The sequence below is a fragment of the Rhodococcus koreensis genome (assembly GCF_900105905.1).
Lineage (GTDB): Bacteria > Actinomycetota > Actinomycetes > Mycobacteriales > Mycobacteriaceae > Rhodococcus_F > Rhodococcus_F koreensis.
This window is the reverse complement of the sequence record NZ_FNSV01000005.1, coordinates 8,048,872-8,071,202: the sequence shown is the minus strand read 5'-3', so window position 1 is coordinate 8,071,202 and position 22,331 is coordinate 8,048,872. Positions and strand designations below refer to the sequence as shown.

The 22,331-nt window shown below is 68.3% G+C and carries 25 protein-coding genes and 1 tRNA gene; 13 read left to right on the top strand and 13 right to left on the bottom strand.

All coding sequences use genetic code 11. The features are described from left to right. The 4 genes from BLV94_RS41365 to cobC all read right to left on the bottom strand — a co-directional run bounded on the left by BLV94_RS41365 (position 1) and on the right by cobC (position 4,144). Positions 1 to 1,104 carry a bifunctional RNase H/acid phosphatase gene (locus BLV94_RS41365; RefSeq protein ID WP_072945527.1) on the bottom strand — a complete coding sequence of 368 codons (1,104 nt, stop codon included), beginning with the start codon at positions 1,102 to 1,104 and terminating at the stop codon, positions 1 to 3. Then, entirely contained in the window at positions 1,101 to 1,838 is a 738-nt protein-coding gene (locus tag BLV94_RS41360) for a zinc ribbon domain-containing protein (RefSeq protein ID WP_072945530.1), read from the bottom strand. Before BLV94_RS41360 ends, BLV94_RS41365 begins: the two co-directional genes overlap by 4 nt. A gap of 99 nt (positions 1,839 to 1,937) precedes the next feature. After that, positions 1,938 to 3,077 (bottom strand): Nif3-like dinuclear metal center hexameric protein, encoded by a 1,140-nt coding sequence (locus BLV94_RS41355; RefSeq protein ID WP_072945532.1) that lies wholly within the window; start codon positions 3,075 to 3,077, stop codon positions 1,938 to 1,940. Then, positions 3,074 to 4,144: an Rv2231c family histidinol phosphate aminotransferase CobC gene (gene cobC / locus BLV94_RS41350; RefSeq protein ID WP_072945534.1), complete on the bottom strand. Its 1,071-nt coding sequence runs from the start codon at positions 4,142 to 4,144 to the stop codon at positions 3,074 to 3,076. Before cobC ends, BLV94_RS41355 begins: the two co-directional genes overlap by 4 nt. Here cobC and BLV94_RS41345 point away from each other — a divergent pair. Genes BLV94_RS41345 through BLV94_RS41335 form a run of 3 tightly spaced genes read left to right on the top strand, consistent with a single transcriptional unit; the run spans position 4,138 to position 6,227 of the window. Further along, positions 4,138 to 4,848 (top strand): HAD hydrolase-like protein, encoded by a 711-nt coding sequence (locus tag BLV94_RS41345; protein WP_072945537.1) that lies wholly within the window; start codon positions 4,138 to 4,140, stop codon positions 4,846 to 4,848. The two genes, cobC and BLV94_RS41345, sit on opposite strands and share 7 nt — an antisense overlap. Continuing rightward, positions 4,835 to 5,308 carry a low molecular weight protein-tyrosine-phosphatase gene (locus BLV94_RS41340; RefSeq protein WP_072945539.1) on the top strand — a complete coding sequence of 158 codons (474 nt, stop codon included), beginning with the start codon at positions 4,835 to 4,837 and terminating at the stop codon, positions 5,306 to 5,308. Before BLV94_RS41345 ends, BLV94_RS41340 begins: the two co-directional genes overlap by 14 nt. Positions 5,309 to 5,351: 43 nt before the next feature. Then, the gene (locus BLV94_RS41335) at positions 5,352 to 6,227 is read left to right on the top strand and encodes an SURF1 family cytochrome oxidase biogenesis protein (protein ID WP_072945541.1); all 876 of its coding nucleotides are present in this window, start codon (positions 5,352 to 5,354) and stop codon (positions 6,225 to 6,227) included. Here the strand turns inward: BLV94_RS41335 and BLV94_RS41330 are convergent. After that, on the bottom strand, positions 6,168 to 7,151 hold the full coding sequence (locus tag BLV94_RS41330; RefSeq protein ID WP_083395826.1) for a cobalamin biosynthesis protein: 984 nt from the start codon (positions 7,149 to 7,151) through the stop codon (positions 6,168 to 6,170). The genes BLV94_RS41335 and BLV94_RS41330 overlap by 60 nt on opposite strands. 49 nt (positions 7,152 to 7,200) lie before the next feature. On the opposite strand from BLV94_RS41330, the gene BLV94_RS41325 reads away from it, so the two are divergent. Together BLV94_RS41325 and BLV94_RS41320 are read left to right on the top strand one after the other, a co-directional pair. Then, on the top strand, positions 7,201 to 7,563 hold the full coding sequence (locus BLV94_RS41325) for a DUF5655 domain-containing protein (protein ID WP_072945545.1): 363 nt from the start codon (positions 7,201 to 7,203) through the stop codon (positions 7,561 to 7,563). Between the two features lie 266 nt (positions 7,564 to 7,829). Beyond that, positions 7,830 to 8,021: a hypothetical protein gene (locus tag BLV94_RS41320; protein ID WP_072945547.1), complete on the top strand. Its 192-nt coding sequence runs from the start codon at positions 7,830 to 7,832 to the stop codon at positions 8,019 to 8,021. A 4-nt stretch (positions 8,022 to 8,025) separates the two neighbouring features. Here BLV94_RS41320 and BLV94_RS41315 read toward each other — a convergent pair whose 3' ends face one another. Then, positions 8,026 to 8,220: a hypothetical protein gene (locus tag BLV94_RS41315; protein ID WP_072945549.1), complete on the bottom strand. Its 195-nt coding sequence runs from the start codon at positions 8,218 to 8,220 to the stop codon at positions 8,026 to 8,028. Positions 8,221 to 8,355: 135 nt separating this feature from the next. On the opposite strand from BLV94_RS41315, the gene BLV94_RS41310 reads away from it, so the two are divergent. After that, positions 8,356 to 8,871, top strand: a complete 516-nt coding sequence (locus BLV94_RS41310) for a GbsR/MarR family transcriptional regulator (protein ID WP_072945551.1) — start codon at positions 8,356 to 8,358, stop codon at positions 8,869 to 8,871. Beyond that, positions 8,864 to 9,124 carry a hypothetical protein gene (locus BLV94_RS41305; protein WP_072945553.1) on the top strand — a complete coding sequence of 87 codons (261 nt, stop codon included), beginning with the start codon at positions 8,864 to 8,866 and terminating at the stop codon, positions 9,122 to 9,124. Before BLV94_RS41310 ends, BLV94_RS41305 begins: the two co-directional genes overlap by 8 nt. Before the next feature lie 61 nt (positions 9,125 to 9,185). Here BLV94_RS41305 and BLV94_RS41300 read toward each other — a convergent pair. The 4 genes from BLV94_RS41300 to BLV94_RS41285 form a co-directional block, all read right to left on the bottom strand. Then, positions 9,186 to 9,257: transfer RNA gene (locus BLV94_RS41300), tRNA-Val, on the bottom strand. 32 nt (positions 9,258 to 9,289) lie between these two features. Further along, a complete protein-coding gene (locus tag BLV94_RS41295) occupies positions 9,290 to 9,754 on the bottom strand; it encodes a peroxiredoxin (RefSeq protein ID WP_072945554.1) in 465 nt (154 codons plus the stop codon). A gap of 42 nt (positions 9,755 to 9,796) precedes the next feature. Continuing rightward, positions 9,797 to 10,222 (bottom strand): DUF3052 domain-containing protein, encoded by a 426-nt coding sequence (locus BLV94_RS41290; protein ID WP_012688155.1) that lies wholly within the window; start codon positions 10,220 to 10,222, stop codon positions 9,797 to 9,799. A 168-nt stretch (positions 10,223 to 10,390) separates the two neighbouring features. After that, positions 10,391 to 10,927 carry a hypothetical protein gene (locus BLV94_RS41285; RefSeq protein WP_072945555.1) on the bottom strand — a complete coding sequence of 179 codons (537 nt, stop codon included), beginning with the start codon at positions 10,925 to 10,927 and terminating at the stop codon, positions 10,391 to 10,393. A 223-nt stretch (positions 10,928 to 11,150) separates the two neighbouring features. On the opposite strand from BLV94_RS41285, the gene aceE reads away from it, so the two are divergent. The 6 genes from aceE (at position 11,151) to BLV94_RS41255 (ending at position 19,605) form a co-directional block, all read left to right on the top strand. Continuing rightward, entirely contained in the window at positions 11,151 to 14,006 is a 2,856-nt protein-coding gene (aceE, locus tag BLV94_RS41280; RefSeq protein WP_074933924.1) for a pyruvate dehydrogenase (acetyl-transferring), homodimeric type, read from the top strand. A 75-nt stretch (positions 14,007 to 14,081) separates the two neighbouring features. Next, positions 14,082 to 15,353, top strand: coding sequence for a PucR family transcriptional regulator (locus tag BLV94_RS41275; protein ID WP_012688158.1), 1,272 nt, complete (start codon positions 14,082 to 14,084; stop codon positions 15,351 to 15,353). A 127-nt stretch (positions 15,354 to 15,480) separates the two neighbouring features. Further along, on the top strand, positions 15,481 to 16,398 hold the full coding sequence (locus BLV94_RS41270; protein WP_072946665.1) for an ACP S-malonyltransferase: 918 nt from the start codon (positions 15,481 to 15,483) through the stop codon (positions 16,396 to 16,398). Positions 16,399 to 16,504: 106 nt separating this feature from the next. Then, entirely contained in the window at positions 16,505 to 16,816 is a 312-nt protein-coding gene (acpM, locus tag BLV94_RS41265) for a meromycolate extension acyl carrier protein AcpM (RefSeq protein ID WP_005247839.1), read from the top strand. Between the two features lie 8 nt (positions 16,817 to 16,824). Beyond that, positions 16,825 to 18,075, top strand: coding sequence for a KasA/KasB family beta-ketoacyl-ACP synthase (locus tag BLV94_RS41260; RefSeq protein ID WP_072946664.1), 1,251 nt, complete (start codon positions 16,825 to 16,827; stop codon positions 18,073 to 18,075). A 96-nt stretch (positions 18,076 to 18,171) separates the two neighbouring features. Beyond that, on the top strand, positions 18,172 to 19,605 hold the full coding sequence (locus BLV94_RS41255) for an acyl-CoA carboxylase subunit beta (protein WP_072946663.1): 1,434 nt from the start codon (positions 18,172 to 18,174) through the stop codon (positions 19,603 to 19,605). 66 nt (positions 19,606 to 19,671) lie between these two features. Here the strand turns inward: BLV94_RS41255 and BLV94_RS41250 are convergent, their stop codons facing one another. The 3 genes from BLV94_RS41250 to BLV94_RS41240 form a co-directional block, all read right to left on the bottom strand. Further along, positions 19,672 to 20,181: a DUF3145 domain-containing protein gene (locus tag BLV94_RS41250; RefSeq protein ID WP_072946662.1), complete on the bottom strand. Its 510-nt coding sequence runs from the start codon at positions 20,179 to 20,181 to the stop codon at positions 19,672 to 19,674. Between the two features lie 125 nt (positions 20,182 to 20,306). Next, the gene (locus BLV94_RS41245) at positions 20,307 to 21,125 is read right to left on the bottom strand and encodes a serine hydrolase domain-containing protein (protein WP_072946661.1); all 819 of its coding nucleotides are present in this window, start codon (positions 21,123 to 21,125) and stop codon (positions 20,307 to 20,309) included. A gap of 68 nt (positions 21,126 to 21,193) precedes the next feature. Further along, positions 21,194 to 22,321: an NDMA-dependent alcohol dehydrogenase gene (locus BLV94_RS41240; RefSeq protein WP_072946660.1), complete on the bottom strand. Its 1,128-nt coding sequence runs from the start codon at positions 22,319 to 22,321 to the stop codon at positions 21,194 to 21,196. Between the last annotated feature and the right edge of the window lie 10 nt (positions 22,322 to 22,331).

The following is a 22,331-nucleotide window of genomic DNA, read 5'->3' as shown; positions in this document are numbered from 1 at the left end:
TCACAGGTGGGAGGTGTCGTTGACCAGGCGGACGGACGAGCCGCCGTCGGGGTAGAACTCGGCGATGCTCAGCGACGCCAGATCCAGGTGCAGCCGGTACAGCAGCGACGGTCCCGCGTCGAGCGCCAGTTGCAGCAGGGTCTTGATCGGGGTCACATGCGTGACGACGAGAATCGTGGAGCCGCCGTAGGTGGCGGTGAGGTCGTCTCGGACCTTCACTATCCGCTCCCGGACCTCGTCGAAGCTCTCCCCCGCCGGCGGTCGCACCGACGTGTCCGACAACCATTTGCGGTGCAGTTCGGGGTCGCGGTCGGCGGCCTCTCTGAACGTGAGGCCCTCCCACTCGCCGAAGTCGGTTTCGGTGAGGCCCTCGTGCACGGTGACCGGGAGCCCGAGCACCTTCGCCGCCGCCGCCGCGGTCTGCTGCGCGCGCCCCAGCGGGGACGACACCACGGCCGCGATGCCGTCGTTGCCCGCGAAGCGCGAAGCCGCGCCGTTCGCCTGGGCCAGCCCGATCTCGGTGAGCGCCGGGTTCCCGCGACCCGAGTACCGCCGGTCGACGGACAGGACGGTCTGCCCGTGCCGGAGCAGCAGCATCCGGGTCGGGGCGCCGGTCGTGTCCATCCAGCCCGGCGCCGCCGGGGTGGGCTTGTCCGACGCCGCGGCGGCGGGTTCCGGTTCGGCGCCGTAACCGGCGGCACCGTCCATGGCCTCGTTGGCGAGGCGGTCGGCGTGCGCGTTCTCGGCCCGCGGAATCCACGTGTATGTCACGGAATCGAACTGCCGGGCGAGTTCCGACGCCCGGCGCTGCAGCGGAATCATGTCCGGGTGTTTGACCTTCCAGCGCCCGGACATCTGCTCGACCACCAGTTTGGAGTCCATCCGCACGTCCACCCCGGACGCGCCGAGTTCGGCGGCGGCCTCGAGCCCGGCGATCAGCCCCCGGTATTCGGCGACGTTGTTCGTGACGGTGCCGAGGCTTTCCTTGCGTTCGGCGAGGACGGCGCCGTCGGCGGCGGCGAACACCACGGTGCCGTAGCCCGCGGGTCCGGGATTACCGCGCGATCCACCGTCGGCCTCGACGACGACGCGACCGACACTCACAGACCCGACTCCTTGGTGCGCACCAGGATCGCGCCGCACTCGGAGCAGCGCACCACGACGTCGGGTGCGGTGCCGGTGATGCGGGAGATCTCGCCGCGGTCGAGTTCGATGCGGCACGCTCCGCAGCGCCGCGCCTGCAGCAGCGCCGCGCCGACGCCGTTCTGGCTGCGCTGCTTCTCGTAGACGGTGATCAGGTCGGCGGGGAACTGGTCGGCGAGTGCCGCCCGGTCCCGGGTGCAGCGCTGCTCCGCGGCGTCCAGGTCGGCGACGGCGTCGTCGCGGCGGCGGGACGCGTCGATGAGGTCTTCCTCGATCTGCGACAGCTGCGCACCGGCGTGGTCGTGGTCGGACTGCGACGCCTCGCGCCGTTCCATCACCTCGAGCAGTTCGTCCTCGAGCAGTCCCTGACGGCGGACGAGGCTGCCGAGTTCGTGTTCGAGTTCGGTGAGCTGCTTCGATCCGACCGTTCCGCTCTCGAGGAGCTTGCGATCGCGGTCCTCACGCTGACGGACGGCGTCGACTTCGCCTTCGAGTTTGCGGATGTCGCGGTCGAGGTCGTCGAGGATGATCTCCACGGCCACGGCCGCGTCCTTACGGGTGACGCGCTCCGCCTCGAGCCGCTCGACTTCCTGACGCTCCGGGAGCGCGGTGCGTCGGTGGGCGATCCTCGACAGCTCCGCATCGACGCCGGCGAGGTCGAGAAGCTTGGACTGCACCTGTGGTTCGACGTTCACGCGTGGTAACTCCTGCTGTCTTCTGTGAAGGGTTCTTCTGCGGCAGATTGCTGGGTGTCAACCGTACCCCGGCGCATCACGGGTTTCGGCCGGACGGCGCTACGACGGCGGCGCGCTGATCGACCACGGATCGGTGCGGACCGCGGACACCTGCACCTGCCACCCCGATGTGTGCGCGAACGCGGTGTCGAGCACGCCCTTCGCCTGTTCGCACCACGGTTGCTCGCTCGCCCAGTGCGCGACGTCGATCAGGGCCGGACCTCCGGCGCGCAGGTGCTCGTCGGCCGGGTGGTGTCGCAGATCGGCGGTCACGTAGGCGTCCACGCCGAGACGTGCGACGTCGTCGAGGAACGAGTCGCCCGAGCCACCGCACACGGCGACGGTGCGGATCGTGGCTTCGGGGTCGCCCGCGGCCCGCACACCCCACGTGGTTGCGGGCAGCGCGTCCGCCACCCGGTCGGTGAAGTCGCGCAGCGTCAGCGGTTCGGGTAGCTCGCCGACGCGTCCGAGTCCGCGGGGGCCGGGGAACGTCGCCGTCTCGAACACGTCGAACGCGACCTCCTCGTACGGGTGGGCGGCGCGCATGGCGGCGAGCACCTTCGGCCGGAGGGCTCGCGGCGCGATCACCTCCACCCGGCTCTCCTCGACCCGTTCGAGTGCGCCGACCTCGCCGAGTGCCGGATTCGCGCCGTCGGTCGGGAGGAACTGACCGTGACCGGTGACGGACCAGCTGCAGTCGCGGTAGTTGCCGATGTGTCCGGCGCCGGCGTCGAACAGTGCGCGGCGGACCGTGTCGGCGTCATCGGCGGGGACGAGGATCACCCATTTGTCGAGGTTCTCGGTGGGCTGCGGCTCGATCGGCCCGGTGACGGTGAGCCCGAGCGCCGCCGCGAGGGCGTCGGAGACGCCGGGGTCCGCGGAGTCGGCGTTGGTGTGCGCTGTGAACAGGGCGCAGCCGGCCTTGATCAGCTTGTGGACGAGCGCACCCTTCGGGGTGTGGGCGCCAACGGTGTCGACTCCGCGGAGCAGCAGCGGGTGGTGGACGAGGAGCAGGTCGGCACCGGCGGCGATCGCCTCGTCGACCACCGCGGCGGTCGGATCGACCGCGACCGTCACCGTCGCCACCGTGTCGTCGGGGTCGCCGCACACGAGGCCGACGGAGTCCCACGACTCGGCGAGGGCGGGCGGGTAGGCCGCGTCCAGGGTCGCGATCACGTCGGCGAGACGCACCGGGTTCACAGGATCTCCTTCATCGCGTCGACGAGCACGGCGGTCTGCTCCGCGGGGCGCACCGCGACGCGGAGGAGGTCCGGTCCGAGTCCGGGGAACGTGTCGCAGCGGCGTACAGCAATGCCCCGTTCGCGCAGGTGCTTGCGCATCAGTTCGCCGTCCGGCAGGCGGAGCAGCAGGAACGGCGCGGCGGCGGGCCGGTGCACGGCGACGCCGATCCCGGTCAGCCGCCGGACCATGTCTTCGCGCCACTCGCCCAGCACGACGGCGTGGTCGCGGGCGGCGGCGACGGCCTGCGGTTCGCTGCACGCGGCGATCGCCTCCACCTGCAGACTGCCCACCGGCCAGTGCGCCCGTCCCACCTGCAGTCGTTCGAGGATCTCGGGGGCCCCGAGCGCGTACCCGCAGCGCAGTCCCGCCAGCGCCCACGTCTTGGTGAGACTGCGGAGCACCAGCACGTCGGGCAGTGCGCGACCGGCCAGCGACTCGCCCTCGTCCGGGACCGCGTCCATGAACGCCTCGTCGACGACGACGATCCGGCCCGGTCGGCGCAACCGCAGGATCGCCTCGGCGGGGTGCAGTACCGACGTCGGGTTGGTCGGGTTGCCGATCACGACCAGGTCGGCCGATTCCGGGACCGTCGCCGAGTCGAGGACGTACGGGTCGCCGAGCAGCACCTGTGTGACCGGCACCTGCGCCTCCCGCAGCGCCCACTCCGGTTCGGTGAACGACGGGTGGATCAGCGCCGCCTCCCGGACTCCGAGCCGCGGCAGCAGGGAGAACCCCTCGGCCCCCCCGGCGAGCAGCAGCACCTCCTCGGGTGTCCGGCCGTGCCGGGACGCCACCGCGGTCCGGGCCGCGAGATCGGCCGCGACCGTCGGGTAGGTGCCCAGGTGCGCCAGCGCGTCGGCGAGGCGGAGGCGCAGCCAGTCCGGTGGCCCGTCACCTTGCACGTTGACTGCGAAATCGAGGAGTCCGGGCCCCGCATCCACGTCTCCGTGGTGACGCAGGCTCTCCCGGCTCCCGGCACGAATGTCCACGATTGTCGAGCCTAAGGGACAATGGTCCGGTGACATCTCTCTCCACCTCCGCGTCCACCGCCCCGTCTGCCTCTTCTGCCCTATCGGCACCGATCGTGCTGTTCGACCTCGACGGCACGCTCACCGATTCCGCGCCCGGCATTCACGCCGGCTTCCGCCATGCGCTCGCGACGATCGGTCAGCCGGAACCGACCGACGAGATGATCGACGCCGTCATCGGCCCGCCGATGATCGACACGTTCCGGTCGATGGGACTGGGCGAAGACCTCGTGCAGCAGGCGATCGCCGCCTACTTCGAACGCTACGACCGCGTGGGGTGGGCCGAGAACGCCGTCTTCGACGGCATCGAGAAGGTGCTCGTCGCCGCCCACGACAGCGGCAGGAGGCTCGCCGTCGCCACGTCGAAGTCCGAGCGGTTCGCGATCCGCATCCTCGAACACTTCGAACTCGCGCACTACTTCGAGTTCATCGGTGGCGCCAGCGACGACGGCAGTCGCCGCGCCAAGTCCGACGTGATCGCGCATTCGCTGCGGAACCTGGGAGTCACCGCCACCGAGGGCGCCACCGCCGACGTCCTGATGATCGGCGACCGCGACCACGACGTCCTCGGCGCCGCGCACTGGGGCATCCCCGCGGTGTTCGTCGAGTGGGGTTACGGGTTCCCCACCGAGGCCGAGCGCGCGCACACGACGGCGCAGACCGTCGCCGACCTCGGGAAGTTGCTCGATGACGCGGCCTGACACCCCGCTGCACGTGACGTTCGTGTGCACCGGCAACATCTGCCGCTCCCCCATGGCCGAGAAGATCTTCGCCGAGCACCTCCGGCGGGAAGCCCTCGACGAGCGGGTGATGGTGAGCAGCGCCGGGACCCACGGCTGGCACGTCGGCCGTGAGGCCGACATCCGCACCAACGAGACCCTGAAGCTGAACGGCTATCCGACGGGCCACACGGCCGCGGAGGTCGGCCCGTTCCACCTCGGCGCCGATCTGGTGGTCGCTCTCGCGGCCAACCACGACCGTGAGCTTGCCCACATGGGCGTGCCCGACGAGCGCCGCCGGTTGCTGCGCAGTTTCGACCCGGACGCGGACACGTCGTCCGTACCCGACCCGTTCTACGGGGACCTCGAGGACTTCGAACGGGTCCGCCTCCAGATCGAGGCCGCGGTGCCCGGGCTGCTCGACTGGGTGCGCAGCCGGTAACCCACGATCAGGGGCCCGACCTGCGAGCGGCTACCGTGGAGGCGTGCGAAGGCTGAGATTTCTGTTGCGACCCGGCTGGTTGGTGTTGGCCTTGGTGGTCGCCGGATTCGCCTTCATGTGTTTCTACGTGCTCGCGCCGTGGCAGCTCGGCAAGAACACGTCCACGGAGCACCGGAACCAGCTGATCGCCGACTCGGTCGACGCCGAGCCCGTCCCGCTGGAGACCCTGCTGTCCGGCGGTGCGGCGAATCCGGACGACGAGTGGCGCCGCGTCACCGCGACCGGGTCGTACGTGCAGAACAGTGATCTGCTGGTCCGGTTGCGGTCCATCGAGTCGCAGCCCGCGTACGAGGTCCTGACCCCGTTGCAGCTGACCGACGGCCGCGCCATCCTGGTCAACCGCGGCTACGTGCGCCCGATCCAGGGCACCGAGGCGCCGCCGGTGGATCCGCCGCCGGCCGGGCCGGTGACGCTCGACGGTCGCGTCCGCAAGTCCGAGGGCACCATCGCGGGCAAGGAGCCGATCGACGAGAACGGGCTCCGGCAGGTGTACTACATCGACGCGGGCCAGATCGGCGGTTACATCGGCACCGACCTCGTCGACGCGTACGTGCAACTCGAACCCGATCAGCCGGGTGGCCTCGGCACTATTCCGCTCCCGCAACTCGACGCGGGCCCGTACCTGTCGTACGGCCTGCAGTGGCTGGCGTTCGGCATCATGGCCCCGCTCGGCCTGGCCTACTTCATCCGCGCGGAGTGGCGCGAACGCCGCAGGGAAAAGTCCGCGAAGGCCGCCGACGACGCCGCTCCCGCGCCCGTGGCCCGGAAGAAGCCGTTCACCCGGAGCAAACCGGTGGAATCAGCGCCGAGGACGGCGGCGGAAGCGAAACTGGCCGACCGCTACGGCAAGGGCCGCTGACGCCAGCGCCGCACCACCCTGCACCGCGGTCGACAGCCGCACCGCCCGGTCGAGGTCGACGGGCCGGGGCGATGGCCCGGATCCGAGCACAGGTCGCATCTCGACGCCGTGCGCGTATTCGGTGCGCCCGCCCAGCGAGATCCCGAGAGCGCCCGCCGCGCTGGCCTCCGCGACACCGGCGTTGGGGCTGGGGTGCTGGGACGCGTCGCGCCGCCACGCCTCCCACGCCTCCTTCGGCGACCCGCCGACCGCCGGCGCGGCGACGACCGACAGCGCACCCGTCAGGCGGGCGGGCAGCAGGTTGAGGAGGTCGTCCCACCGCGCCGCGGCCCAGCCGAAGTTGCCGTACTTCGGCGAGCGGTAGCCGACCATCGCGTCCAGGGTGTTGGAGGCCCGGTAGACGAACAGTCCGGGGATGCCGGCCACCGCGCCCCACACGAACGCCCCGACCGCGGAATCGGACGTGTTCTCGGCCACCGACTCCAGCGTCGCCCGGGTGAGCCCGTCGACGCCGAGCACACTGGGGTCGCGACCGCACAGCGACGGCAAGAGGGCGCGGGCGGAGGCGAGGTCGTCCGCCTCGAGGTGCGCGGCCATTCTCGACCCGGTCCGTCCCAGGGACGTTCCGCCGAGCACCGCCCACGCTGCGACGGCGGTCGCGGCTGCCTCGCCGGCCCAGCCCCCGCGCCGCGCCACCCGCGCCGCGGCGACCCCCAGACCCGCCGCTCCACCGACCAGGACGGCAACGTGCACGATTCCGGCCGGCCGGGAGTCGCGGTACGTCGCCTTCTCCAATGCCATTGCGGTGCGGCCGAATCCGGCCACGGGATGCCATCGGGCGGGGTCGGCGAACGCGCGGTCGGCGGCGAAGCCGAGGAGCAGGCCTGCGGCGCGCGCGGTGGCGGGACGGGAGGTTCGATGCACGCCGCTATTTGTATCAACTAACGTTGCAGGCGATGTAAAGGAGCGTCCCATGAGTGCCGCGATCGACGAGTACCTGGCAGGCAAGGACCCGGACGCCACCGAGCGCCTGCTGCAGTTCCGTGACCTCGTTCTGGCCTGCGGCGAGGTGGACGAGCGCGTCCACCGGACCGAGGTCGCGTGGGCTCGGGCCCGCGTCTTCGCTGCCGCGTTCATCTATTCGTCGCGGCTCGAGATCGCCCTCGACCTGCGCCGCCGCGTCCATCACCCGCAGTTGCGGGAGGCGTTTCCCACCACGAAGACGGTGATCACGCACCGGTTGACGATCACCTCCGACGATCAGCTCGACGACACCCTGGCCGAGCTCCTCGCGGAGGCCTACGACACGGTGGGTCCGGGCACGCGCACCCGGTAGAGGCCGTCCGGGCCGGACGGACACGTTCCGGTCGGAATGTCTGATTCCTGAAACTCTCCTGAGGAACTCGCCAAGCGCCCTTTCGTGCGCCTACCATGGTATTTGCCGCCTCGTTCCCCCCATTCAGGGGCGGCGCACGGCCCCGCCCCGCTCACATCTTCGGTGCTGACTCAACACACCCACGTGGCCCGGCGGGGTTCTGCGCGTCCGGTGGGGAATTTCAGTGAGCCATTGGAATCGGCGACTGGGCCTGAGACGATCGAAGGGTGTCCAGCGACGTGACGAAGCTCGGCGACGACGAACTGCTCGCGCTTCTCGCCGAGCAGCGAGCGCTGCTCGGCGAGTCGATCGCGAATGATTACGGCTGCGGAACGGTGCGCACCGTCACCAGCCGGATCGCCGAATTCGAGGCCGAACTCGATCGCCGCGGATCGACGGCCTCGCGAGACGGCACCTGACCGACTACCGGGAGGGGCGGCTCGTGGCCGGCGCAGCCCAGACGCCGGCCACTCCCCCGCCGTCCTCGTAACGGTCGATCTTCACGATGCCGGCCCCGGGCTCGGTGGGCCGGTGCGTCTCGTTGACAGCCTGGAAGTCTGATTCGAAGGTTCTGTCGCTCGACGTGCCGTTGCGCAGCGTCACCTTGTACCTGGACATATCAGGAATATGCCACTGCAGGCGAAGCTCCGGGCGATGAACAGGTTAACTCCACGAAACCAGTCGGAGCACCGCAGCCGAACTGAAATGACACAAATCTGTGTTATTTCAGTCAGGACTGCTACCTTCGGTGCTGTGCCGTCCGACACACAGCTGATCTTCGCCGACCACGTCGGCCGCTTCTACGCCCGCCAGTACGGCTTCCCTCCGATGGCAGGACGTCTGCTGGGGTACCTGTTCGTATGCGACCCGCCGCAGCAGACGATCGACGAGCTGGGCGAAGCCCTCCTGGCGAGCCGGAGCGCCGTCACCGGCGCGGTCAAACTGCTCGAGGGCTATCGGATGGCGCGGCGCACCCGCGTGGCCGGTGAACGGGTGGACCGGGTGAGCCTGGACCCGGCGAGTCAGCAACCGCAGAACTTCGATTCCGCCCTCCACCGCGAGCACGCGGCACTGTTCCGGGAGGGGCTGGCGTTGCTGGCCGACGCCCCACCCGAACGCCGCGCTCCGCTCGAGGAGATGATCGCGCTGGCCGAGTTCCTCAGCGAGCGACTGCCTGAGTTGCGGGACGAATGGCACACACGCCGCGATGAGCTCCGAGCCCGGCGAACCAGCACAGTCGATCGAGAAGGGGACGTGCATCATGACTGAATCCGACCTGTCCGCTCTGCGCGAGCGAGCCGCGAACGGCGACGCGACGGCGGTCGACATCCTGATCGAACTCGCCGGCGAGCGGGGTGACATGGCCGAACTCCGGCGCCTCGCCGAGGGCGGCAGCTCCGACGCGGCCGACCAGCTCATCGAAGTCGCCACCGAACTGGGCGACCTGGACGAACTCCGGCGACTCGCCGACAGCGGAAACATCACCGCCGCCGAGCAGCTCGCGGAACTCACCGACGACTGACACCGGCGAAACGAGAAAGCCCCGACCGCGCACGAGCGCAGATCGGGGCCTTGCCTGACGGTGGGCGCGGAGGGTTTCGAACCCCCGACCGCTGGTGTGTAAAACCAGAGCTCTACCACTGAGCTACACGCCCGAACATCCGGCGAGAACCTCGCCGGATGCGCATCAGGACTCTAGCGTGGCGAGCGCTTTCTCCCAAGCTCCCTGGTCACGGGCCTCTCCGGGCCCGTTCATCTCGGCGAACCGGATGATGCCTTCCTTGTCGATGACGAAGGTGCCGCGGTTCGCGAAGCCCAGCTTGTCGTTGAAGACGCCGTACTGCTGCGCGACCGCGCCGTGCGGCCAGAAGTCGGCGAGCAGCGGGAAGGTGTATCCCTGTTCGGCGGACCAGATCTTGTGGGTCGGCGACGCACCGACGGAGAGGGCGAGGATCGCCGTCTCGTCGTTCTCGAACTTCGGCAGTTCGTCGCGAACCTTGCAGAGCTCACCCTGGCACGTTCCGGTGAACGCGAGCGGGTAGAACACGAGCAGGACGTTCTTCTTTCCGCGGTAATCGGAAAGCGTCACCTCCTGGTTGTTCTGGTCCTTGAGGGTGAAATCGGGGGCGGTGGTGCCCACCTCGAGCGGCATGACGTGATTCCTTCGGTGAGTGAACGGGAAACGTGAGACTGTTCAGCGCTTGTTCGCGGGACGCGACTTCGGCTGAACCAGACGGCTTCCCGACCAGTCTCCGAGATTTGCCGCCGACGTCTGGGTGAGACCGGCTGTGGGCGCGGACTCGGCGATCTCGCTGGGCTCCACGTGACCGGGCTGACCGGTCTTGGGGGTGAGGACCCACACGAATCCATCGTCGGCCAGGGGCCCGATGGCATCCATGAGGGCGTCGACGAGGTCTCCGTCTTCGTCGCGCCACCACAGCAGCACGACGTCGATGACCTCGTCGGAATCCTCGTCCAGCAGTTCTCCACCGATGGTGTCCTCGACCGCGGCACGCAGGTCGTCGTCGGTGTCCTCGTCCCAGCCCAGTTCCTGTACCGCCATGTCGGCAGTGATCCCGAGTTTCTGAGCGTAGTTTTGGGCGTCCGCCGCGGCGACCACGGTGGGGTCCTCCTTTTGTTGACGGTGCTCGGATACCCGAACACCTGCCGGATGAAGATCAATTAGGTGAAAGCGAACATGCTCGAACGCTTTCGCGCAAGCCGACCACGCGAATTTTTCTGAGAATGTAGTGATGCGTGGTCATCGACCGAGCCTACGGTGCGGGAGTCACGATGTGGGGCAGGCTGCCCGAATCGAGTCGCTGAGCTCGTCTCCGCGGCTCGCGAGAGTGTTCAGAATGTCTCCGCGTTGCCCGCTGTCGACGGCCGCAGCGAGTTCGCGATAGTTGTTCGCGTAATCGGTGAGGAGTCCGGTCAAGTCGGGGGGAAGTGCGGGCGTGGCGGCGTTCGCACCGTCCGCGGCCGACCGGAGTGCCGCCGCCGCGGCACTCGCTTTCGCGCCGGTGTCCGCGGCTTCGGCGTTGGCGGCATCGATGAACGTGTTGTAGGTATCGATCGTGTCGCCGGCCCGGGTCACGAACATCGTGCACTGCTCCACGAGCGCCTCCCGCTCGGCCGCGGCCTCCTGCGAGGACGACGCGGCCACCGACGAGGACGTCGCTTCGGCGGCGTACTCGGCGGCCTGGGAATCGTTCTGCTGCGCGGTTCCCTCGATATCGCCCCCACATCCGGCGATGACGCCGGCGCCGACGATCGCCGCGGCGGCAGCACTCAGCAGCCCCCAGCGGCGCGACGACGTGCGCATTCGTCTCCCCCACGTTTTCGACGACATCGATAAATTCAACATTCGCCCCCGGATCTGCGCAAACGCTACCGAAGAGTAACCCGAGCACGGTGTGCCGACCGCGCCGCAATGGGGAAAGATGAGGGTGCGCCATATTCATAAAGGAGATGGATCGGGCCTAACAAGGCCGCGATCGCATGGAGAGGACGCCACACCGCGCGTCCCACCACAATGAGGAGCAACGTTGTCAGACCTGATCCAGGGACCCGCGTCTCAACCGGATTCCGCCACACCCGGCGCCGGAGCGGCCCAACCTTCCAACCCCAGTGCGACCCCGGGCTCCGACGGACGCGTGCGCGTCATCCGTGAGGGTGTTGCGTCGTATCTGCCGGATATCGATCCGGATGAGACCACGGAGTGGTTGGAATCGTTCGATGGTTTGTTGGACCGGTCCGGTCCGACTCGTGCCCGGTATCTGATGTTGCGGATGCTCGAGCGGGCCGGGGAGAAGCACGTCGCTCTGCCGGCGTTGACGTCGACCGATTATGTGAACACCATCCCGACGGAGAACGAGCCGTGGTTCCCCGGCGACGAGGAGGTCGAGCGCCGGTACCGGGCGTTCATCCGGTGGAACGCGGCGGTGATGGTGACCCGCGCGCAGCGCCCCGGGGTGGGTGTCGGTGGCCACATCTCCACCTACGCCTCCTCCGCCGCGCTGTACGAGGTGGGGTTCAACCACTTCTTCCGCGGCAAGGACCATCCCGGCGGTGGCGATCAGATCTTCATCCAGGGCCACGCCTCCCCCGGCATCTACGCGCGCGCGTTTTTGGAGGGGCGGATCCCGGCGGAGCGGATGGACGGGTTCCGGCAGGAACACTCGCACACCGACTCCGGCGGCGGGTTGCCGTCGTACCCGCACCCGCGGTTGCTGCCCGATTTCTGGGAGTTCCCGACGGTGTCGATGGGGTTGGGCCCGATGAACGCCATCTACCAGGCGAGGTTCAACCATTACCTGCACGACCGCGGCATCAAGGACACCGCCGACCAGCACGTGTGGGCGTTCCTGGGTGACGGGGAGATGGACGAACCCGAATCCCGCGGCCTCGCGCACGTCGCGGCCACCGAGGGCCTCGACAATTTGACGTTCGTGGTGAACTGCAACCTGCAGCGCCTCGACGGCCCGGTCCGCGGCAACGGCAAGATCATCCAGGAGTTGGAGTCGTTCTTCCGCGGCGCCGGCTGGAACGTGATCAAGGTGGTCTGGGGCCGCGAGTGGGACGCGCTGCTGCACGCGGACCGGGACGGCGCCCTGGTCAATTTGATGAACGTCACCCCGGACGGCGACTACCAGACGTACAAGGCGAACGACGGCGGGTATGTGCGGGAGCACTTCTTCGGCCGGGACCCGCGGACGAAGGAGCTGGTCGCGAACCTCTCCGATCAGGACATCTGGAACCTCAAACGCGGCGGCCACGACTACCGCAAGATCTACGCCGCGTACGCGGCGGCGATGGCGCACAAGGGTCAGCCGACGGTGATCCTGGCGCACACCATCAAGGGCTACACGTTGGGTAAGCATTTCGAGGGCCGCAACGCCACCCACCAGATGAAGAAGCTGACCCTCGACGATCTGAAGAATTTCCGGGACCTGCAGCGGATCCCGATCTCCGACGCCGAGTTGGAGAAGAACCCGAAGATGCCGCCGTACTACCACCCCGGCCCCGATGCCCCGGAGATCCAGTACATGCTGGACCGCCGCAAGGCGCTGGGCGGGTTCCTGCCGCAGCGGCGGACCACGGCGGCGCCGTTGCCGCAGCCGGCGGACTCCACCTACGACGTGGTCCGCAAGGGTTCCGGTAAGCAGCAGGTCGCGACCACCATGGCGTTGGTGCGGATCATGAAGGAGCTGTTGCGGGACAAGGAGATCGGGAAGCGGATCGTGCCGATCATCCCGGACGAGGCCCGCACCTTCGGGATGGACTCCTGGTTCCCGTCGCTCAAGATCTACAACCGTAACGGGCAGCTGTACACGGCGGTGGATGCGGAGCTGATGCTGGCGTACAAGGAGTCCGAGATCGGGCAGATCCTGCACGAGGGCATCAACGAGGCCGGCTCGACGGCCTCGTTCACCGCGGTCGGCACCTCCTACGCCACGCACGGTGAGCCGATGATCCCGCTGTACATCTTCTACTCGATGTTCGGGTTCCAGCGCACCGGCGACGGCCTGTGGGCGGCCGCCGATCAGATGGCCCGCGGGTTCGTGCTCGGTGCCACCGCCGGCCGCACCACCCTGACCGGGGAAGGGTTGCAGCACGCCGACGGGCACTCGCTGCTGCTGGCCTCGACCAACCCGGCGGCGGTGGCCTACGATCCGGCGTTCTCCTACGAGATCGCGCACATCGTCAAGGACGGGCTGCGCCGGATGTACGGCGGCACCGACGGGGTGGACGGGTTCGGTGGCGAGGACATCTTCTACTACATCACCCTCTACAACGAGCCCTACACCCAGCCCGCCGAACCCGCCGACCTGAACGTCGACGGCCTGCTCAAGGGCCTGTACCTGTTCAAGAAGTCCGAGGCCTCGGGCCCGAAGGCGCAGATCCTGGTCTCCGGTGTCACCATGCCCGAGGGGCTGCGGGCCCAACAGCTGCTCGCCGACGAGTGGGGTGTGGCCGCCGACGTGTGGTCGGTCACCTCCTGGGGTGAACTGCGCCGCGACGGCATCGAATCCGAACGCCAGGCCCTGCGGGACCCGGGCACCGACGCCCCGCTGCCCTACGTCACCCAGGCGCTGTCGGATGCTGCCGGCCCGTTCGTGGCGGCCTCGGACTGGATGCGCGCCGTCGCCGACCAGATCCGCCAGTGGGTCCCCGGCTCGTACACCACCCTCGGCACCGACGGGTTCGGGTTCTCCGACACCCGCCCCGCCGCCCGCCGGTACTTCAACGTCGACGCCGAATCCATCGTCGTCGCCGTCCTGTCCGCCCTCGCCGGCGAAGGCACCCTCGACCGCTCCAAGGCCGTCGAAGCCGCCACGAAGTACCGCATCGACGACGTCCGCGCCGCCGCCGTCTCCTACACGGATACCGGAAGCGCGTAACGCCGCCATCCTCACCCACCGCCGCCCGTGTGTCCGTCGGACAACACGGGCGGCGGTGCGCGTAGGTTCTTGACTATGGTCGAGCAGAGTCCGTTGGTCTCCCGCAGACGACAAACCCGGGATCCGTTGCCCGACGCACTGTTGCGTCGCGTCAAACAGTTCTCCGGGCGCCTCTCGACCGAGGCCGTCACGACGATGCAGGATCAACTGCCGTTCTTCGACGACCTCGACGCCGCTCAGCGTTCCAACGTGCAGTTGCTGGTCCAGACCGCGGTGGTCAACTTCCTCGAATGGCTGAAGAACCCGGACAGTGACATCCGGTTCAGTCTGGACGCGTTCCAGGTGATTCCGCAGGATCTGGCACGCAGGCTCACTCTCAGCCAGACGGTGGACATGGTGCGGGTGGCGATGGAGTTCTTCGAGCAGTGGCTCCCGGCGCTCGCCCGTAACGACCAGCAGCTGATCGCGCTCACCGAGGCCGTGCTGCGGTACGGCCGCGAACTGGGTTTCGCAGCTGCCTCCGTGTATGCGAGTGCTGCGGAGTCCCGCGGCGCCTGGGACACGCGGCTCGAGGCCCTCGTGGTCGACGCCGTGGTCCGCGGCGACACCGGGTCCGACATGTTGTCGCGGGCGGCGACCCTCAACTGGGATGCCACCGCTCCCGCCACCGTCATCGTCGGCACACCCCCCGAGGACGAACGGGTCTCCGTCGTCGGCACGGTCCACACCATCGCGCAGAGGCACGGCCGCGCCGCGCTCGCGGTCGTGCAGGGTTCGCGGCTGGTGATGGTCGTAAGCGGCGAGCTGCAGGAGGGGTCGGGGCACTCGAGTTTCATGACCGACCTGCTCGGCAAGTTCTCGGACGAGCCCGTGATCATCGGACCGACCACGCCGACACTCGGCGCGGCTCACTTCAGTGCCGTCGAGGCGCTTGCCGCGATGCAGGCGGTCGCCGGGTGGCGGGGCGCCCCCCGGCCCGTCCACGCGGCCGAGTTGCTACCGGAGCGCGCACTGCTCGGAGACAACGCCGCAGTCACCGCTCTCAACGACCATCTGGTCGCTCCGCTGGCGGCCGCCGGAGGTGTTCTCACCGACACTCTGGACGCGTATCTCGACTGTGGAGGTGCGGTTGAGACTTGCGCCCGGCAGCTGTTTGTTCATCCAAATACTGTGCGGTATCGACTCAAGAGAATCGCCGAAGTCACCGGGCGCGATCCGACGAATCCACGGGATGCGTATGTGCTCAGAGTGGCCGCTACCGTGGGTCGATTGACACATTCCCATAACGAACCCATATCACGTTTAACACCAGTCACACCCTTCCCATTCGGAGAAGCAGGGCTGTAACGAACGTCTGTCCAGATTCGATGCGAGGACCCCACGTGCAATTTTGTGGGAACCCAACAAATCCGCCGACAAAGGTTCATCCGCAACGACATCTCGCGGTACGCCGTTGACGGTGTTCTCTTGAAGAGTGATTTCGTTGCTCGCCCCGGGTCAGGGCTCTCAGACTCCCGGCATGCTCATCCCTTGGTTGGAGCTGCCGGGTTCTCATGACCGTGTCGCACTGTGGTCGAAGGCTGCCGGCCTCGACCTCGTCCGCCTCGGTACCACCGCGACCGCGGAGGAGATCACCGACACGTCGGTGACTCAGCCTCTCGTCGTGGCCGCCGCGATCCTCGCCTTCGAGGAACTCGACGCGCGTGGCCTGATTCCCGCAGACACCATCGCGGCCGGGCACTCCGTCGGTGAACTCGCCGCAGCGGCAGTCGCCGGAGTCCTCTCCGCCGACGACGCCGTCGCCCTCGCCGCCGTCCGCGGCGCGGAGATGGCCAAGGCCTGCGCACTCGAACCGACCGGGATGTCCGCGCTCCTCGGGGGCGACGAGGCCGAGGTGCTCGCCCGACTCGACGAACTGGGCCTCGAACCGGCCAACCGCAACGCCGCGGGCCAGATCGTCGCGGCAGGCCTGCTGTCGGCGCTCGAGGAACTCGCAGCCAACCCGCCGGAGAAGGCTCGGGTGCGTGCACTGCCCGTCGCGGGCGCGTTCCACACCCGGTTCATGGCTCCCGCGCAGGAGGCCGTCACCGAGGCTGCGTCCAAGATCACACCGGGTGAACCCACCCGCACTCTGCTCTCCAACGCCGACGGCGCACCGGTCGCATCCGGAGCCGACGCACTGACTAAGCTGGCCGCGCAGGTAACCCGACCTGTGCGTTGGGACCTGTGTACCGCAAGCCTGCGGACCGCTCAGGTCTCGGCGATTGCGGAACTTCCACCAGCCGGAACCCTGGTCGGTATCGCCAAGCGTGAAATGCGCGGCACGCCGACTCTGGCACTCAAGACCCCGGGGGATATCTCCGCGCTAGCCGAACTGACAGAACTCGGCTAGTTTGCTGCGCGCACCTCGGTGCGTGCAGGGCCCGCAGGCGCGGCCGATGGGGACGTGCCTGCACAACTCCAGATACATCTACACCGAATCAGAAGGGAGCCACTCAGTGGCCGCCACCCAGGAAGACATCATCGCCGGACTCGCGGAGATCATCGAGGAGGTCACCGGTATTGAGCCGTCCGAGGTGACCATCGAAAAGTCTTTCGTCGACGACCTCGACATCGACTCCCTCTCCATGGTTGAGATCGCCGTCCAGACCGAGGACAAGTACGGCGTGAAGATCCCCGACGAGGATCTCGCCGGACTGCGCACCGTCGGTGACGCCGTGTCGTACATCCAGAAGCTCGAAGCAGAAGGTGGCGCCGACGCGGAGGCCGTGAAGGCCAAGCTCGAAGCTGCCAAGAACGACGAGGAGTGAGCTCAGCCGTGACTTCCGCCTCGACCAACGGGAGACAGTTCCCCAACATCGTCGTCACCAGCCTCGCGGCTACGACGTCGATCGCTGGTGACGTGGATGCCACGTGGAAAGGCCTGTTGGCCGGCGAGAGCGGCATCGACACCATCCAGGAAGCGTTCGTCACGGAGAACGACCTTCCGGTGACGATCGGCGGCAAGCTGAAGGTGTCGCCCGACGAGTCCTTGTCCCGGGTCGAGATCCGCCGGATGAGTTTCGTCGAGCGGCTGGCGCTCGTCCTGGGCCGTCAGGTCTGGGAGAACGCCGGCAGCCCGGAGGTCGACAAGGATCGCCTCGGCGTCGTGATCGGCACCGGACTCGGCGGCGGCGAAGCTCTGATCGACGCCGTCGAGAAGATGAAGGCCGGTGGCTACCGCAAGGTGTCGCCGTTCGCCGTCCAGATGGTGATGCCCAACGGTCCGTCGGCCACCGTCGGACTCGAACTGGGGGCTCGCGCCGGAGTGATCACTCCCGTGTCGGCCTGCTCCTCGGGTTCCGAGGCCATCGCCCATGCGTACCGCATGCTGGTGATGGGCGACGCCGACATCATCGTCGCCGGTGGTGTGGAGGGTTACCTCGACGCCGTGCCGATCGCGAGCTTCGCGATGATGCGTGCGCTGAGCACCCGCAACGACGATCCGAAGGCGGCTTCACGGCCGTTCGACAAGGATCGCGACGGCTTCGTGTTCGGTGAGGCCGGAGCGATGATGGTCCTCGAGACCGAGGAGCACGCCAAGGCTCGCGGTGCCACCATCCACGCCCGCCTGTTGGGCGCGGGGATCACCTCCGACGGGTTCCACATCGTCGCTCCCGATCCCTCGGGTTCGGGCGCTGCGCGGGCCATGACGAGGGCGATCGAGACTGCTGGATTGACGAAGAAGGACATCCAGCACATCAACGCGCACGCCACGGCTACGCCGATCGGTGACACCGCCGAGGCGAACGCCATCAAGGCTGCCGTCGGCAACCATGCTGCGGTGTACGCACCGAAGTCCGCGTTGGGGCACTCGATCGGCGCCGTCGGTGCGCTCGAGGCGGTGCTCACGGTCCTGAGTCTGCGTGACGGAGTCATTCCGCCCACGCTGAATCTCGAGAATCAGGATCCAGAGATCGACCTGGATGTCGTCAAGGGCGAAGCCCGTTACGGCGAGATCGATTTCGCGATCAACAACTCGTTTGGTTTCGGTGGGCACAACGTCGCGCTCGCCTTCGGCCGGGCCTGACAGCCGGTCCTGCTAGATCGCGGGTGGAGACCCCTTCGCTGAAGGGGTCTCCACCCATCGACAGCCCACGAGGGGCCCGCTACAGAGGAGGACGCGATGACAATCCTGGCACCCGCGACGAAGTCCGATGCGTCGATCGATCCGCGCGATCCCCTTGCGCGCCTGGAGAAGCTGTTCGACGCCGGGACGGTCGTCCCGCTCCATCCGCGTGACAAGTCCGGTGTGCTGGCCGCGTCCGGCAACATCGACGGTGTCCGCACCATCGCCTACTGCTCCGATGCCACCGTCATGGGCGGCGCCATGGGTGTCGAGGGCTGCAAGCACATCGTGACGGCGATCGATACCGCCCTCGCCGAAGATGCCCCCATCGTCGGGCTCTGGCACTCGGGTGGCGCGCGTCTCGCCGAGGGCGTCGAGGCCCTGCACGCCGTCGGACTGGTCTTCGAGGCCATGGTCCGCGCGTCCGGCCGCGTCCCACAGATTTCCGTCGTCCTCGGCTTCGCGGCCGGTGGTGCGGCATACGGTCCCGCGTTGACCGACGTCGTCATCATGGCGCCCGAGGCCCGCGTGTTCGTCACCGGACCCGACGTGGTCCGCAGCGTCACCGGCGAGCAGGTCGACATGGTGTCGCTCGGCGGCCCCGACACGCACACGAAGAAGTCGGGTGTGGCGCACATCGCCGCCCACGACGAGGGTGACGCTCTGCACCGGGCACGCCGCCTGGTGTCCATGTTCTGCGAGCAGGGCGAGTTCGATCAGGCCGCGGCCGCGCACGGCGACACCGATCTGCGCGCGCTCATGCCGGAGTCGGCGAAGCGCGCCTACGACGTCCGCCCGATCGTTCACGAACTTCTCGACAACGTCGAGGGTGAGTCGAGTTTCGAGGAACTGCAGGGCAATTACGCCCGCAGCATCGTCACCGGGCTCGGACGCCTCGGTGGCCGCACCGTCGGTGTCATCGCCAACAACCCGCTCCGCCTGGGTGGGTGCCTGAACTCGGAGAGCGCCGAGAAGTCGGCTCGCTTCGTCCGGCTGTGCAACGCGTTCGGCATCCCGCTGGTCGTGGTCGTGGACGTTCCGGGATACCTCCCCGGTGTGAGCATGGAATGGGAAGGCGTCGTGCGCCGCGGAGCCAAGCTGCTCCACGCGTTCGCCGAAGCCACCGTGCCCCGGGTGACGGTCGTGACCCGCAAGATCTACGGCGGCGCCTACATCGCCATGAACTCCCGCGCTCTCGGCGCCACCGCCGTCTACGCGTGGCCCGACGCCGAGGTCGCAGTCATGGGCGCGAAGGCGGCCGTGGGCATCCTGCACAAGCGGGCCCTGGCCGCGGCGCCGGAAGAAGAGCGGGAGGCCCTGCACGAGCGACTGGCCGTCGAGCACGAGAGCATCGCCGGCGGCGTCGACCGTGCCGTCGCGATCGGTGTGGTGGACGAGGAGATCGACCCGGCCAAGACGCGCAGTGTCGTCACCGCGGCCCTCGCCGCCGCCCCCTCCACCCGCGGCGACCACAAGAACATCCCGCTGTGATCTGAGCATTGATCGAGAGAAGGCCCCCACCGGCGGTGGGGGCCTTTTCGCGTCCGTGTGCGGGTGTCAGCCGACGTCGCGGCGCAGCCAGGTGACCTCGGCGCCTTCGCCGCCGCTGCGGAACGGCTCGAGCGCCTCGTCCCAGGCGGTTCCGAGGGCGTAGTCCAGTTCGGTGGCGATGTCACCGCCGGCCTCCATCAGTGCCCGCAGACGCATCTCCCCCACGACGACATCGCCGTTCGCGCTGGTGGATCCGTGCCACAGACCCATGCCGGGCACGTGGCTGAACCGTTCGCCGTCCACGCCCTCGCTGGCGTCCTCGGTGACCTCGAAGCGCAGCATCGGCCAGGCGCGGAGCGCATTGACCAACCGCGAGGCGGTGCCGACGGGCCCCACCCAATTGGTGGTCGCGCGCAGGACGCCGTTGGAGGCCGGCTGCGAGGTCCATTTCAGGTTCGCTCGGCAGTCGAGGGTCGCGGTCAGCGCCCATTCGATATGGGGGCACAACGCGGCGGGCGACGAGTGGATGTAGACAACACCAGCCGTCACGTCCGCGAACTGATTCAATGCGCGCACTCGAGCCTCCTGCTTCGACGAGGGACGTCTTCCCCAACGGCCTCAGTCGGTGTGTGCAGCACGCTCGGTTGACCAGTGTGCCCTGTGATGCCTGTGTTGCGCCAGTGATTCGAGCAATCGGTGTGTCATCGCCTTTCGCGTTCCGAGAGAATACCGTCGCTCAGCTCGGTCCACACGGGCTTGGCCCAGTCGCCGAAGTCCCGGTCCGTCAACGCGACGCACGCCAGCCCCGCGGCCGGGTCGACCCAGAGGAACGTGCCGGACTGCCCGAAGTGGCCGAACGTCCGCGGCGAGTTGCCCGTTCCGGTCCAGTGCGGGCTCTTGGCCGACCGGATCTCGAATCCCAGACCCCAGTCGTTGGGGCGCTGAGAGCCGTATCCGGGCAGGATTCCGTCCAGTCCGGGGAATTGCACCGAAGTGGCATCTGCGAACGTCTGAGGCGAAATGAGCGCCGGGCGGAACAGTTCGGCGGTGAAGCGGCCGAGATCTCCCGCCGACGCCTGCGCTCCGTGGCCGGCGGGCCCGACCAGAGCGGACGCGTCCATCGACAGCGGAGCGAACACGGATTCCGCCACGTAGTCGGCGAAGTCGATCGACGTCTCGGCGGTGAGGAAGTCGGCGAGCACCTCGTAGCCTGCACTCGAGTAGATCCGCTTGCGCCCCGGCGTCGTCTGCACCCGGTTCGCGTCGAAGGCGAGACCCGACGCGTGCGCCAGGAGATGACGCACCGTCGAGCCCTCGGGGCCTGCGGACTGGTCGAGTTCGACGGCCCCCTCCTCGGTGGCCACCAGGACTGCGTACGCGCACAGCAGTTTGGTCACCGAGGCCAGCGGGAAGACGCGCTGCTGGTCGCCGTACTCGCCGATCACCCCTTCGTCTCGCGACAGGACCACCGCCGCAGCGTTGTCCACGGGCCATCGGGCGATCTGATCGAGACTCTGCACCCGGTCAGACTACGAGAGCCGCCACCGGTCGGCTGCAGCGAGCCGCACCCGCCTGCAGCGGCGAGCCGTCACCAGTCGGCTTCGGTGTACCGGATGACGCCGCGAATGTTCTTGCCGTCGAGCATGTCCTGGTACCCGTCGTTGACCCCTTCGAGGCTGTAGGTGCGGGTGATCATGTCGTCGAGGTTCAACTGCCCCGACTTGTACATGGCCAGTAGGTTCGGGATCTCGACCCGGGCGTTGCCGCCGCCGAAGATGGTGCCCTTCAGGTCCTTCTGCAGCATCGAGAAGAGGAACAGGTTCAACTTGACGTCCATGTCGGTCATCGCGCCCATCGCGGTGACGACGCACGTGCCGAATTTGCTGGTGAGCAGCAGGGCTTCCTCGACGTATTCGCCGTGCATCTCCCCGACCGTGATGATCGTCTTCTGCGCCATCAGCCCGTTGGTGAGTGCGATGATCGGTTCGATCGCGGCGGCGGCGCTCTCGAACGCGTGGGTGGCCCCGAACTTCAGCGCCTGTTCCCGCTTCCACGGCACCGGGTCGATGGCGAAGATCTGACGCGCCCCGGACGCCACCGCGCCCTGCAGCGCGCTCATGCCGACGCCGCCGACACCCATGATGACGACGGATTCGCCCGGCTTCACCTCCGCCATCCGCGTCGCCGAACCCCACCCGGTGGGCACGCCGCAGCCGACGAGAGCGGCGACGTCGAAGGGAATGTCCTTGTCGATCTTCACGACCGACGTCTCGTGCACGACCATGTAGGGCGAGAACGTCCCGAGCAGGCACATGGGGATGACGTTCTCGCCGCGCGCGTGGATGCGGAACGTGCCGTCGCTGATCGCGAGCCCGCTCAGGAGCCCCATGCCGAGGTCGCAGAGATTCTGATGTCCCGCCGAGCACGCCGGACAGCGTCCACAGGCGGGAACGAAGGAGAGCACCACGTGGTCGCCGACTTCGAGATCCTTCACCTCCGGCCCCAGCTTGGTGATGACGCCGGACCCTTCGTGGCCGCCCATCACCGGGAAGGACGCCATGGGCATCGAACCGGTGACGATGTGGTGGTCGGAGTGGCACATTCCGGCGGCTTCCATGCGAATCTGCACCTCGCCCGCAACCGGATCGCCGATCTCGATCTCCTCGACCGACCACGGCTCGTTCAGGCCCCACAGGATCGCACCCTTGGTCTTCATGTGACTCCCA

Bases quoted from the DNA above. Each gene is read 5' to 3' on its own strand.
- cobC (WP_072945534.1), bottom strand. From the start codon at position 4,144: ATGTCACCGGACCATTGTCCCTTAGGCTCGACAATCGTGGACATTCGT.
- BLV94_RS41295 (WP_072945554.1), bottom strand. From the start codon at position 9,754: ATGCCGCTCGAGGTGGGCACCACCGCCCCCGATTTCACCCTCAAGGAC.
- BLV94_RS41240 (WP_072946660.1), bottom strand. From the start codon at position 22,321: ATGAAGACCAAGGGTGCGATCCTGTGGGGCCTGAACGAGCCGTGGTCG.
- BLV94_RS41315 (WP_072945549.1), bottom strand. From the start codon at position 8,220: ATGTCCAGGTACAAGGTGACGCTGCGCAACGGCACGTCGAGCGACAGA.
- BLV94_RS41305 (WP_072945553.1), top strand. From the start codon at position 8,864: ATGACTGAATCCGACCTGTCCGCTCTGCGCGAGCGAGCCGCGAACGGC.
- BLV94_RS41285 (WP_072945555.1), bottom strand. From the start codon at position 10,927: ATGCGCACGTCGTCGCGCCGCTGGGGGCTGCTGAGTGCTGCCGCCGCG.
- BLV94_RS41275 (WP_012688158.1), top strand. From the start codon at position 14,082: ATGGTCGAGCAGAGTCCGTTGGTCTCCCGCAGACGACAAACCCGGGAT.
- BLV94_RS41340 (WP_072945539.1), top strand. From the start codon at position 4,835: ATGACGCGGCCTGACACCCCGCTGCACGTGACGTTCGTGTGCACCGGC.
- BLV94_RS41325 (WP_072945545.1), top strand. From the start codon at position 7,201: ATGAGTGCCGCGATCGACGAGTACCTGGCAGGCAAGGACCCGGACGCC.
- BLV94_RS41255 (WP_072946663.1), top strand. From the start codon at position 18,172: ATGACAATCCTGGCACCCGCGACGAAGTCCGATGCGTCGATCGATCCG.